Annotated in this window: 13 protein-coding genes; 11 read left to right on the top strand and 2 right to left on the bottom strand. The window is 64.2% G+C overall.

Annotation, left to right across the window (positions count from 1 at the left end):
* The first annotated feature begins 13 nt into the window (after positions 1–13).
* The 8 genes from EN990_RS02975 to EN990_RS02940 all read left to right on the top strand — a co-directional run bounded on the left by EN990_RS02975 (position 14) and on the right by EN990_RS02940 (position 7,126).
* Positions 14–910: a sugar ABC transporter permease gene (locus EN990_RS02975; RefSeq protein WP_023764771.1), complete on the top strand. Its 897-nt coding sequence runs from the start codon at positions 14–16 to the stop codon at positions 908–910.
* Between the two features lie 5 nt (positions 911–915).
* On the top strand, positions 916–1,758 hold the full coding sequence (locus tag EN990_RS02970; protein ID WP_013532946.1) for a carbohydrate ABC transporter permease: 843 nt from the start codon (positions 916–918) through the stop codon (positions 1,756–1,758).
* 63 nt (positions 1,759–1,821) lie between these two features.
* Positions 1,822–2,643: a sugar phosphate isomerase/epimerase gene (locus tag EN990_RS02965; protein WP_127369155.1), complete on the top strand. Its 822-nt coding sequence runs from the start codon at positions 1,822–1,824 to the stop codon at positions 2,641–2,643.
* Positions 2,644–2,654: 11 nt separating this feature from the next.
* A complete protein-coding gene (locus tag EN990_RS02960; protein ID WP_127369156.1) occupies positions 2,655–3,731 on the top strand; it encodes a Gfo/Idh/MocA family oxidoreductase in 1,077 nt (358 codons plus the stop codon).
* Entirely contained in the window at positions 3,731–4,549 is an 819-nt protein-coding gene (locus EN990_RS02955) for a sugar phosphate isomerase/epimerase (protein ID WP_127384989.1), read from the top strand. Before EN990_RS02960 ends, EN990_RS02955 begins: the two co-directional genes overlap by 1 nt.
* Positions 4,549–5,382 (top strand): alpha/beta hydrolase, encoded by an 834-nt coding sequence (locus tag EN990_RS02950; protein ID WP_127384990.1) that lies wholly within the window; start codon positions 4,549–4,551, stop codon positions 5,380–5,382. Before EN990_RS02955 ends, EN990_RS02950 begins: the two co-directional genes overlap by 1 nt.
* Positions 5,379–6,101, top strand: a complete 723-nt coding sequence (locus EN990_RS02945) for a ribulose-phosphate 3-epimerase (RefSeq protein ID WP_127370510.1) — start codon at positions 5,379–5,381, stop codon at positions 6,099–6,101. Before EN990_RS02950 ends, EN990_RS02945 begins: the two co-directional genes overlap by 4 nt.
* Complete coding sequence (locus EN990_RS02940; RefSeq protein ID WP_027163865.1) at positions 6,098–7,126, top strand: ROK family protein; 1,029 nt, start codon at positions 6,098–6,100, stop codon at positions 7,124–7,126. The genes EN990_RS02945 and EN990_RS02940 overlap by 4 nt, the downstream gene beginning before the upstream one ends.
* A 67-nt stretch (positions 7,127–7,193) precedes the next feature.
* Here the strand turns inward: EN990_RS02940 and EN990_RS02935 are convergent, their stop codons facing one another.
* Positions 7,194–8,522, bottom strand: a complete 1,329-nt coding sequence (locus EN990_RS02935; RefSeq protein ID WP_127370168.1) for a dicarboxylate/amino acid:cation symporter — start codon at positions 8,520–8,522, stop codon at positions 7,194–7,196.
* 169 nt (positions 8,523–8,691) lie between these two features.
* Between EN990_RS02935 and EN990_RS02930 the strand changes: the two genes are divergently transcribed.
* Genes EN990_RS02930 through EN990_RS02920 form a run of 3 tightly spaced genes read left to right on the top strand, consistent with a single transcriptional unit; the run spans position 8,692 to position 12,457 of the window.
* Positions 8,692–10,650 carry a sensor histidine kinase gene (locus EN990_RS02930; RefSeq protein ID WP_063171603.1) on the top strand — a complete coding sequence of 653 codons (1,959 nt, stop codon included), beginning with the start codon at positions 8,692–8,694 and terminating at the stop codon, positions 10,648–10,650.
* Positions 10,647–12,038 carry a sigma-54 dependent transcriptional regulator gene (locus tag EN990_RS02925; protein WP_127384991.1) on the top strand — a complete coding sequence of 464 codons (1,392 nt, stop codon included), beginning with the start codon at positions 10,647–10,649 and terminating at the stop codon, positions 12,036–12,038. Before EN990_RS02930 ends, EN990_RS02925 begins: the two co-directional genes overlap by 4 nt.
* Positions 12,035–12,457 carry a GNAT family N-acetyltransferase gene (locus EN990_RS02920; protein WP_127369953.1) on the top strand — a complete coding sequence of 141 codons (423 nt, stop codon included), beginning with the start codon at positions 12,035–12,037 and terminating at the stop codon, positions 12,455–12,457. Before EN990_RS02925 ends, EN990_RS02920 begins: the two co-directional genes overlap by 4 nt.
* Here the strand turns inward: EN990_RS02920 and EN990_RS02915 are convergent.
* On the bottom strand, positions 12,454–13,569 hold the full coding sequence (locus tag EN990_RS02915; RefSeq protein ID WP_127369954.1) for an anhydro-N-acetylmuramic acid kinase: 1,116 nt from the start codon (positions 13,567–13,569) through the stop codon (positions 12,454–12,456). The two genes, EN990_RS02920 and EN990_RS02915, sit on opposite strands and share 4 nt — an antisense overlap.
* Positions 13,570–13,867 lie beyond the last annotated feature (298 nt).

Genomic DNA, 13,867 nt, shown 5'->3' with positions numbered 1-13,867 from the left:
CCAAGGTTGGCACATGACCCGGCAAAAGCGCTCCCACCACAAGCTCAAACGAGCGGTCGCACCCTACCTCTATCTGTCGCCCTCGCTGCTCATAATCGGGCTCCTGATGCTGCTGCCGATGGTGACGGTGATTGCCTACTCGTTCCAGAACAGCGCGGTGCTGCGTCGTGACCCATCCTTTGCCGGACTGAAGCACTACCAGGCGATCTTCGACGACCCCGTGTTCTGGGCTTCGCTGTGGCACACGCTCTACTTCACATGCATGAGTGTCATTTTCCACATGACCATCGGCATGGTCTTCGCGCTCATGCTGAACAGCGACCGCATCAATCCGACGCTGCGCAATATTCTGCGCGTGCTCTACATACTGCCCTGGCTGTTCACCGCGGTGATCATCGCCGTGATCTGGCGCCTCCTGCTTGAGCCGAACGGTGTCGTGAACAGTATTCTCATGCAAATCGGCATCATAGGTTCCAAGGTCGAATGGTTTTCCTCGCCTGAGACCGCGCTGCATGCAGTCACTTTTGCCAATATCTGGGCGGGCTACCCGCTCTTCATGGTCAGTTTGCTCGCGGGTTTGCAGGGCATTCCCAAGGATTTCTACGAGGCCGCCGATATCGACGGGGCGAAAGCCTACCAGAAGCTGATCTTCATCACCATTCCGCAGCTGATGCCGATCATCATCAGCATCTCGCTGCTCGACTTCATCTGGACCATGCAGGTCTTCCCGCTAATCTGGATAACGACGGGCGGTGGCCCGATCTACTCGACCGAGGTCCTCAGCACCTACACGTACAAGCTGGCATTTTCGAGCTACAACCTGTCGCAGGCTTCGGCCAGCGCCGTGGTCATCCTGCTGATCTCTCTCGGCCTGACGCTGTTCTATATTCGCTATCAAAAGGCTCGGTAATCACCATGAGGAAAAGGCACACGCCGAAAGACAGGCTGATCACCGTGGCGCTCCATGTAGCGCTTGCAGCAGGGCTCTTTTTCGCGGCATTCCCGATCTACTGGATGCTGAGCAGCTCGTTCAAATCGAATACCGAAATCTTTGCCCTGCCACCAACCATCCTGCCAAAGGCGTTCACGCTGGAAGCGTATGCAGCCATCCTTGGCGACCCGGTAAAGCTGCGCTTCTTCTTCAACAGCTATTTCGTGGCGGGAGCGGTGACCGTGCTGACGGTGCTGATCGCCTTGCTGGCGGCCTACGGGTTCAGCCGCTTCAATTTCCGCGGCAAGGGCAGCCTGAACACAATCATCATCAGCACGCAGACGATTCCGCCGATCACACTTTTGATCCCCTTCTTCGGGCTTGTCGTCTCATACGGTATCTTCGATACCTACGTCGCGCTGATCCTGACCTACCTGGTGTTTACGCTGCCCTACGCGATCCTGCTGATGACGGGATATCTGAACACCTTGCCCCGCGATCTCGATGAAGCCGTGGCTGTCGACGGCGGCAGCAGCTGGACCGCGCTTTGGCGGGTGATTGTCCCGATTTCACTGCCTGGTATCGTGGCGACGTCGGTCTACACCTTCCTGTTGTGCTGGAACGAATTTCTCTTTGCGCTGACGCTGACGAAGTCGACGTCCATGCGCACGGTCCCGATCGGCATCCAGCTGTTGATGGGGCAGCATGCCTTCGAATGGAACCAGATGATGGCGATGAGCGTGCTCGGCTCGCTACCGCTCTTGCTCATCTACCTCGTTGCCCAGAGGTACTTCCTCGCCGGCATGACCGCGGGCTCGGTCAAGTAGGATGTTCATCCCACGGCGACGCAGGGTGGCATCAATCAATAAGCGGTATCAAGGATTGAAAGGATGAACGTGAAAGACCTCAAAGTCGGCTGCCAGACCTTCACCTGGGAAATGCTGGGAGACCGGTTCACCGGCGGCCCCGACGATCTGCTGAGGGCGATCTCTGACGGTGGCTATGCCGGCATCGAGATCACCGACACCATGATCGGACATTATGGCGACAAGCCGGAGGAGTTCGCCGCCGCGCTGAAGACGTCGGGGCTGACGCTGGTTTCTTTCGCCTTTGGCTCGAACAGTGGCTTTACGCTGAAGGAGAAGATCGGCGACGATCTCGAGACCGCCAAACGCTGGATCGGCTTCGCGGCTGCGTTCCCGGGCGCGCTGGTCTCGATGGGCTCGGCGACGGTGGTGTCCGACGGGCCGCGTGAGGATAAGTTCGCCATCGCGGCCGATGTCTACAACAACGCCGGCGAGATCGGACGCAAGGCCGGGGTCCAGGTTGCGGTGCATCCCAGCTCGCACCACAACACGCTGCTGTTCGACCGCGCCGATTACGATGCGATCTTTGCCTTGCTCGACCCCGACCTGGTCGGCTGGGTACCGGATACCGGCCATATACTGCGCGGCCACAACGACATGTCCGATACGCTGCGCACCTACCGCGACCGCATCCGCTACATCCACCTCAAGGACGTCGATGCCAACGGCACCTGGGCCATGCTCGGCAAGGGCGTCTGCGACACGCCGGCGGTGATCGAGATCGCCAACACCGCACCGCGCTTCAATGGCTGGCTGGTGCTGGAGGAGGAATCCGAAACGGCCGCCGCGGATCCCGCCGGCGCGGTAAAAACCAACCGCCAGACAATGCGCAGCTTGGGCGCCTGAAGAACGAGACGATGATCAAGAAACAGGACAGACGCCTCAGGGTCGGTGTGCTCGGCTGCGGCCCCATCGCGCAGTTCGCGCATCTGCAATCCTGCGTGAAGGCTGGGAATGCCGACCTCTACGCCATCTGCGACGCGGCACCCGATCTGCTCGCCCGCATGGGCGCCACCTACGAGCCGCAAAAGATGTATGCCGACTACGACGCCATGCTCGCCGATCCCGAACTGGAAGCGGTGATCGTCGCCACGTCGGACGCCTATCACGTGCCGATGTCGATCAAGGCGCTCGATGCGGGAAAGCATGTCCTGTGCGAAAAGCCGATCGGCACCTCGGTGGAGGAAGGCGAGGCGCTGGCCCAGGCGGTCAGGCGCTCGGGCAAGGTGCTGCAGGTCGGGCATATGAAGCGCTTCGACCCGGCGCTGGAGGCGGCGCGCGACTTCGTGCGCGACGAGATCGGCGAGGTGCTGGCGCTGAAGGCCTGGTACTGCGATTCCACCCATCGCTACACCAACACCGATGCCATTCAGCCGCTGCCGGTCACCAGCAAGCTGGCGAAGAAGCCGACCGGCAATCCCAAGGCTGATCTCAGGCAATATTTCATGCTGGCGCACGGCTCGCATCTCGTCGATACGGCGCGTTTCCTGTGCGGCGAAATCGTTGCCGTGCGCGCCCGCCTCAACGAACGCTTCGGCGCCTATTGCTGGTTCGTCGAGACCGAATTCGCCAGCGGCGCGCTCGGCCATCTCGACCTGACGGTTGCCGTGCGCATGGACTGGCACGAAGGTTTTCAGCTCTATGGCGAGAACGGCTCCGTCATCGCGAAAACCTTCAACCCCTGGTACTTCCGCGCCAGCGAGGTCGAGATCTTTTACGAGAAGACCGCCACCGCCCACAAGCCGCTCGGCGCCGACGGCCATTTCTTCCGCCGCCAGCTCGAAGGTCTTGCCGACACCGTGCTCACCGGCACGCCGATGCGCGGCGCCAATGTCGAGGACGGTATCGCCTCGATCCGCGCCATGGTCGCCATCGCGCGTTCGGTCGAGACAGGTGAACGGGTCGAACTCGCCTCGGTTTCGGGAGCGGTCTGATGCGTCTCGGCATTTTCGCCAAGACATTTGCCGGCACAGAGCCGGCTGCCGTGCTGACGGCGGTTAAGCAGGCTGGCTATGAGACGACGCAGTTCAATCTCGCCTGCGCCGGCCTGCCGTCGATGCCGGATGTCGTGCCGGCGGATGCCATCGCTTCCGTCCGTGCCGCAGTGCGATCGTCAGGCGTTTCGCTGGCCGCGCTGTCGGGCACCTACAACATGGCGCATCCCGACAAGGCTGTGCGCGACGATGGTCTTCGCCGTCTTGCCGTCGTCATCGAGACGGCGGCGGCCCTCGGTATTCCGCTGGTCACGCTCTGCACCGGCTCGCGCAATGCCGCCGATCAATGGGCGTATCATCCCGACAATAGCACGCCGGCCGCCTGGTCCGACATGGCCGCCGAGATGGAGAAAGCGCTGGCGCTTGCCGAAGACGCCGGCGTCGATCTCGGCATCGAGCCCGAGCAGGCCAACATCGTTACCTCGGCCAGGGACGCGACCAGGCTGATCGCCGAAATGGGATCGAAGCATCTGAAGATCGTGCTCGATCCGGCGAACCTGTTCGAGCACGCGACGCAACACGAAGCGCGCGCCATCGTCGCCGCCGCGATCGACGAGGCTGCCGGCCATATCGCCATGGCGCACGCCAAGGATCGCTCTGGTGACGGCCGCTTTGCCACCGCCGGACAAGGCATCGTCGATTTTCCGCATTTTGTTTCACGGCTGAAGGCAGCGGGCTTCGACGGATCGCTCGTCACCCACGGGCTGTCCGCCGATGAAGCCCCCGGCGTCGCAGCCTTTCTGCGGGGACTCCTCTGATGGGCGCCGCGCCGGCGATCCTGCTTCGCGACGATGCATCGCTTCGTGTCTTCGACACGGGGCAGGGCAGGCCTCCCGTCGTCTTCCAGCATGGCCTCGGCGGTGATGCGGCGCAGGTGGCGCAGAACTTTCCCGATGGCCCTTCATACCGCCGGCTGACCGTCGAATGCCGAGCGCAGGGCGGTTCCGACGCCGGCAGCAATCGCCCGTTTTCGATCGCGATGTTCGCCGACGACGTGCTGGCCGCCGCAGATGCGGTCGGCCTCGACCGTTTCGTCGCCGGCGGCATCTCGATGGGCGCGGCCATCGCCTTGCGGCTTGCGGCCCGGCACCCGGATAGGGTCACAGGTCTCGTGCTTGTTCGCCCTGCCTGGGCTTTCGACGCGGCACCGCAAAACATGCGCCCTTACGTGGAAGTGGCGGAGCTCATCCTCAGCCGTCCGCTGGATGACGCGCGCGATGCCTTCGCGGCCTCCGCGACTGCCACATGGTTTCGCACCGAAGCGCCGGACAATCTCGCGTCCTTGCTTGGCTTTTTTGCGCGCGAGAACGCGAATGTTTTCGCCGAGGTGATGCGAGCAATCGCAAACGATGGGCCCGGCGTGACGCGGGCAGCGGCCGCCGGCCTCGCGCTCCCGACACTCGTCATCGGCAGCGGCATCGATCTCGTCCATCCGCTGGCCACCGCGCGCAGCCTTGCAGACACCATCCCCAATGCCGCCTTTGTCGAGGTGACGCCGAAGGCCACCGACAAGGAGCGTCATTTCGCCGAAATCCGCGCCGCCATCGGCAGCTTTCTCAACACAAATTTTGACAACCAGGACCAATCATGATCTCGAAATCTCTCTCCGGCCCGGCCGCCATCGCCGAACTGCCACGCGATCGCATGATCGCCGAATTCTCGCTCTGGTCTGCCAATCTTGCCAATTTCGAGAACGACTTGAAGCGCATCGAACCCTATGTCGATCTTCATCATATCGATGTGGCGGACGGTCATTTCGCCCCGTCCTTCCTGTTCTTCCCCGACCTCGTTGCCCGCATCGCCGGGCTGACGGCGAAACCCATCCACGTCCACCTGATGGTCGATGAAGCAATCGTCGAGGCGCAGACGCGCCAGTTCATCGAAGCCGGCGCCGACATGATCAGCGTCCATGCCGAGAATGGCGAAGCGGGATTGCGCGCCGTGCGGCTGGCGCGGGAGCTCGGCGCCGAGGCGGGCGTCGTGCTCAGGCTGGAGACGCCTGTGGAAGCGGTGACGGCCTTCGTCCCGGAAGTCGCCTTCGTAACGCTTCTTGGAACCGCAATCGGCGTCAAGGGACAGAGCCTGTCGGACAAGGCCTGCGACAGGCTGGGCGCTACCCGCGCTATCCTGAGAAAGGCCGGCCGTGAGGTGCAAGTGGTTCTGGCCGCCGACGGCGGCATCCGCCACGAGACCGTGCCGCTGCTGCGTGCCGCCGGCGCCGAAACCGTGGTTCTCGGTTCGCTCGCCTTCGGTGACAAGGACCTCGCCGGCCGCATCGGCTGGCTGCGCGGCTTGAAGGTCGCGGCATGACAACGGAAGCCGCCCTTGCGATCGATCTTGGCGGGACGGAGCTTCGCGCCGCCTTGGTCGACCGCGAAGGCAAGATCCTGGCATTCGCGGCGGTGCCGACGCAGGCGCAGGCCGGTCCAGACGTGGTGATCGGCCAGATCGAGGCGCTGGCGGCGACCGTCCATGCCGAAGCCCCGGCACTGTCGGTCGTCGGCGTCGGTGTCGGTGCGCCGGGACCGCTTGATCCGCTGGCCGGCATCGCCGTCGGCCCGCCGACACTCACCGGCTGGCTGGATGTACCGCTTGCCGACATCCTCGAGCGGCGGCTCGGCCTGCCGGTCCGTCTGGAGAACGACGCCAATGCCGCGGCGCTCGGCGAATGGCGCTTCGGCGCCGGCCATGGCGCTCGCTCGCTGGTCTTTGTCACGGTGTCGACCGGCATCGGCGGCGGTGTCGTCGTCGATGGGCGCATCCTGCATGGCCGCCGTGGCCTTGCCGCCGAGATCGGTCACATGACCATCACCAATGAGGGCGAGCGTTGCGTGTGCGGCGTCATCGGCTGCTTCGAGGCCATCGCTTCGGGAACCGCGCTCGGCCGCCGCGCCAGCGCCGCCACGGCGGCCGGCGACGGCTCTGCCTTGCGGCGCCTGTCAGCGGATGCGGAGGTGACCGGCCGCCATGTCGTCGAGGCGGCACGGCTGCGCGACGATCTTGCCTCGGCCTTGCTGGACGAGGAAGCCCGCTGGCTGGGCGTCGGCTTCACCAACCTGTTACATCTCTATTCGCCCGATGTGCTGGTCGTCGGCGGCGGCATCGCCAATGGGCTCGACCTGATGGCGCCGACCATCGAGGCAACCATCAGGCAGCGGGCCATGCGCGCCTATCGCGACGTACCGGTCGTTCCAGCACAGCTCGGCCGCCATGCTGGGCTCGTCGGCGCCGCCAGCCTTGTGCTGTTCGACGACGAGGGCACTTTGGCAGCCCGCATGCCTGTCGGCCCAAGCACATATCCGGACACACCACTGAGCAAGATCGGCACCGTCTGACGTGCGACTGCATGACAAAGGCCGGAGGCAGCATGCCTCCGGCCTTTTACGCATAAGCCACACGTGGTTACTCGGCGGGGACGACATCCGCCGGCAGGCTGTCGTCAGCCGTGCCCGCCAGCGCCCTCGCCAGCTTGGCCTCGTCGAGTTCGCCTTCCCAGCGCGCCACCACCAGCGTGGCGACGGCATTGCCAACGAAGTTGGTCAGCGCCCGGCATTCCGACATGAAGCGGTCGACGCCGAGGATCAGCGCCATACCGGCGACCGGCACCGCCGGAACCACCGACAGCGTGGCGGCAAGGGTGATGAAGCCCGCTCCGGTGATGCCGGCGGCACCCTTGGACGAGAGCATGGCCACCAGCAGCAGCAGGATCTGGTCACCCATCGACAGGTGGATGTTGGTCGCCTGTGCGATGAACAGCGCCGCCAAGGTCATGTAGATGTTGGTGCCGTCGAGGTTGAAGGAATAGCCGGTCGGGATGACCAGGCCGACCACCGAGCGCTTGGCGCCGGCCTTCTCCATCTTTTCCATCAGCGAGGGCAGGGCGGCCTCCGACGAGGAGGTGCCCAGCACCAAAAGCAGCTCTTCCTTGATGTAGCGGATCAGCGACAGGATGGAGAAGCCGTTGTAGCGGCAGACCGCACCCAGCACGATGAACACGAACAGGAACGACGTCACGTAGAAGGTGCCGACCAGCATGGCGAGATTGATGACCGCGCCGATGCCGTATTTGCCGATGGTGAATGCCATGGCGCCGAAGGCACCGATGGGGGCGGCCTTCATCAGCACGCTGACCAGCTTGAAGATCGGCGTCGTCAGTGCCTGCAGGAAGTTGAGCACGGGCATGCCCTTGTCGCCGACCAGCGCCAGCGCGATGCCGAACAGCACCGAGAAGAACAGCACCTGCAGGATGTCGCCGTCGGCGAAGGCGCCGACGATGGTCGACGGGATGATGTTCATCAGGAACCCGGTGACCGACTGATCGTGCGCCTTGGCGGCGTAGGTGTTGACGGTCGAGGCGTCGAGCGTCGCCGGGTCGATGTTGAAGCCGGCGCCCGGCTGCACGACATTGGCGACGACAAGGCCGATGATCAGCGCCAACGTCGAAAAGGTGAGGAAATAGAGCATCGCCTTGCCGGCAACACGCCCGACCTTCTGCAGGTCGCTCATGCCGGCAATGCCCGTTGCCACGGTCAGGAAGATGACCGGGGCGATGATCATCTTGACCAGCTTGATGAAGGCGTCGCCGAGCGGCTTCATGCTCTCGCCGACCGACGGATAGAAATGGCCGAGCAGGATGCCGACGGTGATCGCGACGAGCACCTGCACGTAGAGTTGGGCATAGAAAGGTTTGCGCTGCGCGGCAAGCGCGCCTGATTGGTCTGCGATGTGCATCGAACTCTCCCTGGCCGGATGGGCGAAAACGGATCGCCTGCGTGACTTCTCCCATCGCGGCGCTCCGGTCGCACGCCGCTGAAAGCAGTTTTGCAAGCGTCGTGCCAGATCGGGGAAAGGCCGGAATCGCGGATTTCCGCCTTTGTCAGAGGTCGCGCGGACAATACTTGTGCGGATTTCCGCACAAGTGGCGTTTGCCTGGGCGGATTTTCGCATTACACTGACCGGAAAGCCGCGAAGAAAAGGGAGAGGGCAGACGCCGCAGGCAGGCACCGATAGCGAATCCCAAGGGTTTGCCGGCCGTGAGTTGCTGCGCGAGGCGGTGGCCCGGCTGCGCGATGGCCGCTGGCTTGCCGTGGTCGCAGCCCTTGCCGTCCTGGCTGGCGCGATCGCCATCGCCGGGCGCATCGCCTCCGGCCAGGCGGCCGACAATCTGCGCGACACAGCACTTGCCGCTCTGCCGCTGGCGGCGGGAACGCTGACCGGCGAAATCGAAAAGCAGCGCCTGGTTCCCTTGGTGCTGGCCCGCGACGATGCTGTGCGGGGCGCGCTGCGCCGGGCCGGGAAGATGCAAGAAGCGGCCCTCAACGACAAGCTCAAGGCGATTGCCGGCGATGCCTCGGCCTCCGCCATCTATGTCATCGATACGGCAGGCATCGCCATATCAGCCAGCAATGCCGGCGAACCGACCAGCTTTGTCGGCATCGACTATAATTTCCGGCACTATTTTCAGGAGGCGATGGCGAAAGGTGCTGCCAGCCAATATGGCCTCGGCACGATCAGCGGACGGCCGGGACTCTACCTTTCGAGCCGCGTCGACGATAACGGCAAGCCGCTTGGCGTTGCGGTGTTGAAGGTCGAGCTCGACGGCGTCGAGGCAAATTGGCGTTCCAGCGGTTTCCTTGTCTTTGTCACCGATGAACGAGGCGTCGTGCTGGCCACCAGCCAGCCCGACTGGCGGTTTCGTGCGCTGGCACCACTGTCGGCCGAGGACGTGGCCGCCGCCCATGAGCAACTGCAATTGGCCGATGCTGCCTTCGAGCCGCTGCCGTTCAGACGCGGCGCCGGCGATGGCCTGGCGACGATCGACAACGCCGGAAAACCACGCCAGTTCGTCGAGGTGGTGCAGGATTTGCCCGGTGCAGTCCCAGGCTGGCGTCTGTGGCTGCTGACGCCCGCCGACGCTGCTCTCTCCTCGGCCGCCAATACGGCGCGCCTGACCACGCTCCTGGGCTTGCTGCTTCTAGGCCTGCTTGCCTACGTGCTGACCCGGCGCCGGCGAACGCGCAGGCTAAGGCAGGAAGCGCTGGCGCGCATGAATGTCGAACTGGAAAGCCGGGTCAGCACGCGAACGGCCGAGCTGACGCGCTCCAACACCGCACTTGCCGGCGAAATCGCCGAGCGCGAGAATGCCGAAGCCAAGGTCCGCCGATTGCGCGACGATCTCGCCCAGGCCAACCGGCTTTCCATCCTCGGCCAGATCGCCGCCGGCGTGGCGCATGAGATCAACCAGCCGGTCGCCGCCATCCGCACCTATGCCGAGAATGCAGGTCGTTTTCTGGACAGCGGCAAGACCGGATCGGCCAGCGGCAATCTGACATCGATCGTTTCGATGACCGAACGCATCGGCGCGATCACCGGCACCTTGCGCACTTTCGCCCGCCGGCCGGGCGTCGCCGCTTCGCCGCTGCCGGTGCGCGAGGCGATCGACGGCGCGCTGTCGCTGCTGTCAGGCCGCATACGCGATTCCGGCGTCACCATCGTCAGGCCGCGCGGCAATGCCTCGCCGGTGGTCATGGCGAGCCGCATCCGGCTGGAGCAGATCCTGGTCAATCTTTTGCAAAATGCATTGGACGCGATGAAGGACCAGCCCGATCCCCGCATCGAGATCGAACTTGCCGAGCGCGACGACAGGGTGCTGATTTCGGTGCGCGACAATGGACCCGGCCTTGGTCCGGAGGCGGCTGGCAATCTGTTCATGCCGTTCCAGACCACCAAGGAGAAGGGGCTTGGCCTGGGGCTGGTGATCTCGCAGGAGATCGCCCAGGAATTGGGCGGCACGCTGCGGCTCGATCCCGGCAATGGCAGCGGCGCATCCTTCACCATCGATTTGAGGCGAATTGAATGACAGACGGATCAGGGCTGGTCGCGCTCGTCGACGACGATGCGGACCTCCTTCACGCCACCACGCAATTGCTCGAGCTTGCCGGCTTCACGGTGGTCGCACTCGACGCCGCCGAGGCAGCACTTGCCGTCGTCGACAGGAATTTCGAGGGCGTCGTCGTCAGCGATATCCGCATGCCGGGCATGAATGGTCTGCAGCTGTTCGATCGCATCAAGGCGATCGATCCGGATATACCCGTGATCCTGGTCACCGGGCATGGCGACGTCGATCTCGCGGTGGCCGCGCTCAAGGACGGCGTCTACGATTTCATCCCGAAACCCTATGCCGGCGATCGCCTTGTCGAGGCGCTGAAACGGGCGAGTGAGAAGCGGCGGCTGGTGATGGAGAACCGGCGGCTGCGCGAAGCCGCGGCAGTGGCTGCCGACGGCCTGCCGCTGATCGGCGAGGCGCCTGCCATCAAACGGTTGCGCGAGACCTTGCGCCAGATCGCCGACATGGATGTCGATGTGCTGGTGGAAGGAGAAACGGGAACCGGCAAGGAAGTGGTGGCGGACCTCCTGCACCGATGGGGGCGGCGGCGCGCAAAACCCTTCGTCGCGCTGAATTGCGGCGCTCTGCCGGAGACGGTCATAGAGAGCGAGTTGTTCGGCCACGAGGCGGGCGCGTTCACCGGCGCGCAGCGGCGGCGGATTGGCAGCATCGAGCATTCCAGCGGCGGCACGCTGTTTCTCGACGAGATCGAATCCATGCCGCCTGCGCTCCAGGTCAAGCTGCTGCGGGTGCTCGAAACGCGCAGCCTCACGCCGCTTGGCTCGAACGAGATCCGGCGCATCGATCTCAGGGTCGTCGCGGCGACCAAAGTCGATCTCGGGCGGCCGGACCAGCGCGGCGATTTTCGCGAGGATCTGTATTTTCGCCTCAACGTGGTGACGCTGCGCATTCCGCCGCTACGTGAACGCCGCGGCGATATCCCGATGCTGTTCGGGCATTTCCTCGGCAAGGCGGCCGAACGGTTTGGCCGGCCTGTCGCCAAGGTGAATGCAGCCGTCAGCGATCATCTCCAGTCGCATGACTGGCCGGGCAATGTGCGCGAGCTCGCCCATTTCGCCGATCGCGTCGCGCTCGGTCTCGGCCCGGACGAGGAGACGAAAACGGTTCGCGCGCATTCGCCGGAGCCTGCGGCAGCATTGCCCGAACGGGTCGGCCACTATGAGGCGCAACTGATCCGCGATGCGCTGCGCGACCATGGCGGCGACGTGCGCGGCGCCATCGACGCGCTCGGCGTGCCGCGTAAGACCTTTTATGACAAGCTCAAGCGCTACGGCATTGCCGCGTCCGAATTTCGCAATGGCGGCGATGCCGATACGCAACCCATCTCGGAAAAGCGATGAACACGACACTGGAAACGACGGCAAATCCCTCGCCGCAAGACCTCACTTTTCTCAGCGAAAGGCTGACGGCGTTCAACGACGGCGATGTCGGCGCGTCCGAAAGGCATGCGCTTGCGGTGTTCGTGCGCGACGACGCCGGCGCGGTCGTCGCCGGCATTTCCGGCTACACCGCCTGGGGATGGCTTTATGTGCAATGGCTCTGGGTGGATGAGCGGCTGCGTGGCCAGCGCATGGCCGGCAAGATGCTGGACGCGGCCGAACATGAAGCGGTGGCGCGCGGCTGTCAAAACGCCTGGATCGACACCTTCAATCCGAATGCCGCCAAGGTCTATCAGCGCCAGGGTTATCAGCCCTTTGGAACACTTGCCGACTTCCCCGTCGGCCGCAGCCGCATCTTCCTGCAGAAGAAACTGGCTTAACCGGCGAGTTTTCCGCCCTGCATCGGCCGCGGTGCGCCGGTCGTGCTCGGAAAACTGATCGGCAGCCCGCGCAGCACGCGAACCGCGAGGAAGGCAAAGCATTCCGCCTCCACCGCGTCGCCGCTCCAGCCCAGGCTCTCGGCCTGCACCACCTCGACGCCGGCGCGGCTGGCCAGCATCGCCATCATGGTCGGATTATGGCGACCTCCGCCGCTGACCACCAGCTTTTTAGGCCGGCTTGGTAAGAGGTCGAGTGCCTTGCCGACGGCGCCGGCGGTGAACGCGGTGAGCAAGGCTGCACCATCCTCTGCATTCAGGCCGTCCGCCATCGCGGCACCGAAGTCGAAACGATCCAGCGATTTCGGGTAGGCTTTGCTCAGATAAGGGTGCTGCAGCAGCTTGGCGAGCCGGGCCTCGTCGACCGTTCCCGCCCGGCCAAGCGCGCCGTCGCGGTCCATCTCGCCGAGCGCCTTCGACTTGATGAAATCGTTGAGTGGCGCGTTGGCGGGGCCGGTGTCGAAGGCGACGACATTGTCAGCGCCGTCCCACCAGGTGATGTTGGCGACGCCGCCGAGGTTGAGTACGGCGACCTCGCCATTGGCACCGGCGCTGCGCATCAGCGCGGTGTGATAGACCGCGGCCAGCGGCGCGCCTTGCCCCCCGGCGCGCATGTCGGCCGAGCGGAAATCGTATGCGACCTTGGTGCCCAGTATGGCATGCATCAGCTCACCGTCGCCGAGCTGCCGGGTCTGGCCCAGCCGTCCAACCTGCGGCGCACGATGCAGAACGGTCTGGCCGTGAAAACCGACAATGCCGATATCGGCCATCGTCATGCCACAGCCTTCGACCAACTCCTTGACGGCCGCCGATTGCGCGCGTGTCAGGGCATCCTCCGCGGTGCGGAAGATCGCCGGCTCCGGCCCGACGAAATTCCACGCCCGCGCCTCCGTCAGCGTCTCTTCCAGCAGCGAGCGGATCGACGCGGGATAGGGCATCAGCCGATAGGTGCCGAAATCCTCGATCTGCTCGCCATCGGTCTTGATCAGCGCGACGTCGATGTTGCCGTCCAGCACCGTGCCGGTCATCAGGCCGACGGCCCAGATTGGTTCCATAGTCGTTTCCTCGTTGAGCATGATCTTTTCCGAAAACCGTTTCCCACTTTTCGGGACCATGCTCCAGTCCCCATCGATGAGATCACCGATAGCTTTGCGAAGCCTGACGATCCTACCGTCAAAATATCGGTCGGATGAATCCGGTTGGCGGGCAAGGTCCAAGCCTTGCCACTGTCGAAGTGGCGGTCTCGGTGCTGAAGACCGAACGGCCTTCGTAGCGCCACAGGCGATGCTGGACCGCGCAACGTCGGTTCTGCAGCCGTCTGGCTCAACAACCGCCGAGATGCCACCTCTTGCC

Origin of the sequence: Mesorhizobium sp. M7A.F.Ca.US.005.03.1.1 (assembly GCF_003997975.1) — a bacterium.
Taxonomy (GTDB): Bacteria; Pseudomonadota; Alphaproteobacteria; order Rhizobiales; family Rhizobiaceae; genus Mesorhizobium; species Mesorhizobium ciceri.
The sequence above is the reverse complement of the archived record's forward strand: the minus strand, read 5'-3'. Positions and strand labels throughout refer to the sequence as shown.

Coding starts and splice junctions, on each gene's coding strand:
- EN990_RS02975 (WP_023764771.1), top strand. CDS start 14: ATGACCCGGCAAAAGCGCTCCCACCACAAGCTCAAACGAGCGGTCGCA.
- EN990_RS02970 (WP_013532946.1), top strand. CDS start 916: ATGAGGAAAAGGCACACGCCGAAAGACAGGCTGATCACCGTGGCGCTC.
- EN990_RS02965 (WP_127369155.1), top strand. CDS start 1,822: ATGAACGTGAAAGACCTCAAAGTCGGCTGCCAGACCTTCACCTGGGAA.
- EN990_RS02960 (WP_127369156.1), top strand. CDS start 2,655: ATGATCAAGAAACAGGACAGACGCCTCAGGGTCGGTGTGCTCGGCTGC.
- EN990_RS02955 (WP_127384989.1), top strand. CDS start 3,731: ATGCGTCTCGGCATTTTCGCCAAGACATTTGCCGGCACAGAGCCGGCT.
- EN990_RS02950 (WP_127384990.1), top strand. CDS start 4,549: ATGGGCGCCGCGCCGGCGATCCTGCTTCGCGACGATGCATCGCTTCGT.
- EN990_RS02945 (WP_127370510.1), top strand. CDS start 5,379: ATGATCTCGAAATCTCTCTCCGGCCCGGCCGCCATCGCCGAACTGCCA.
- EN990_RS02940 (WP_027163865.1), top strand. CDS start 6,098: ATGACAACGGAAGCCGCCCTTGCGATCGATCTTGGCGGGACGGAGCTT.
- EN990_RS02935 (WP_127370168.1), bottom strand. CDS start 8,522: ATGCACATCGCAGACCAATCAGGCGCGCTTGCCGCGCAGCGCAAACCT.
- EN990_RS02925 (WP_127384991.1), top strand. CDS start 10,647: ATGACAGACGGATCAGGGCTGGTCGCGCTCGTCGACGACGATGCGGAC.
- EN990_RS02920 (WP_127369953.1), top strand. CDS start 12,035: ATGAACACGACACTGGAAACGACGGCAAATCCCTCGCCGCAAGACCTC.
- EN990_RS02915 (WP_127369954.1), bottom strand. CDS start 13,569: ATGGAACCAATCTGGGCCGTCGGCCTGATGACCGGCACGGTGCTGGAC.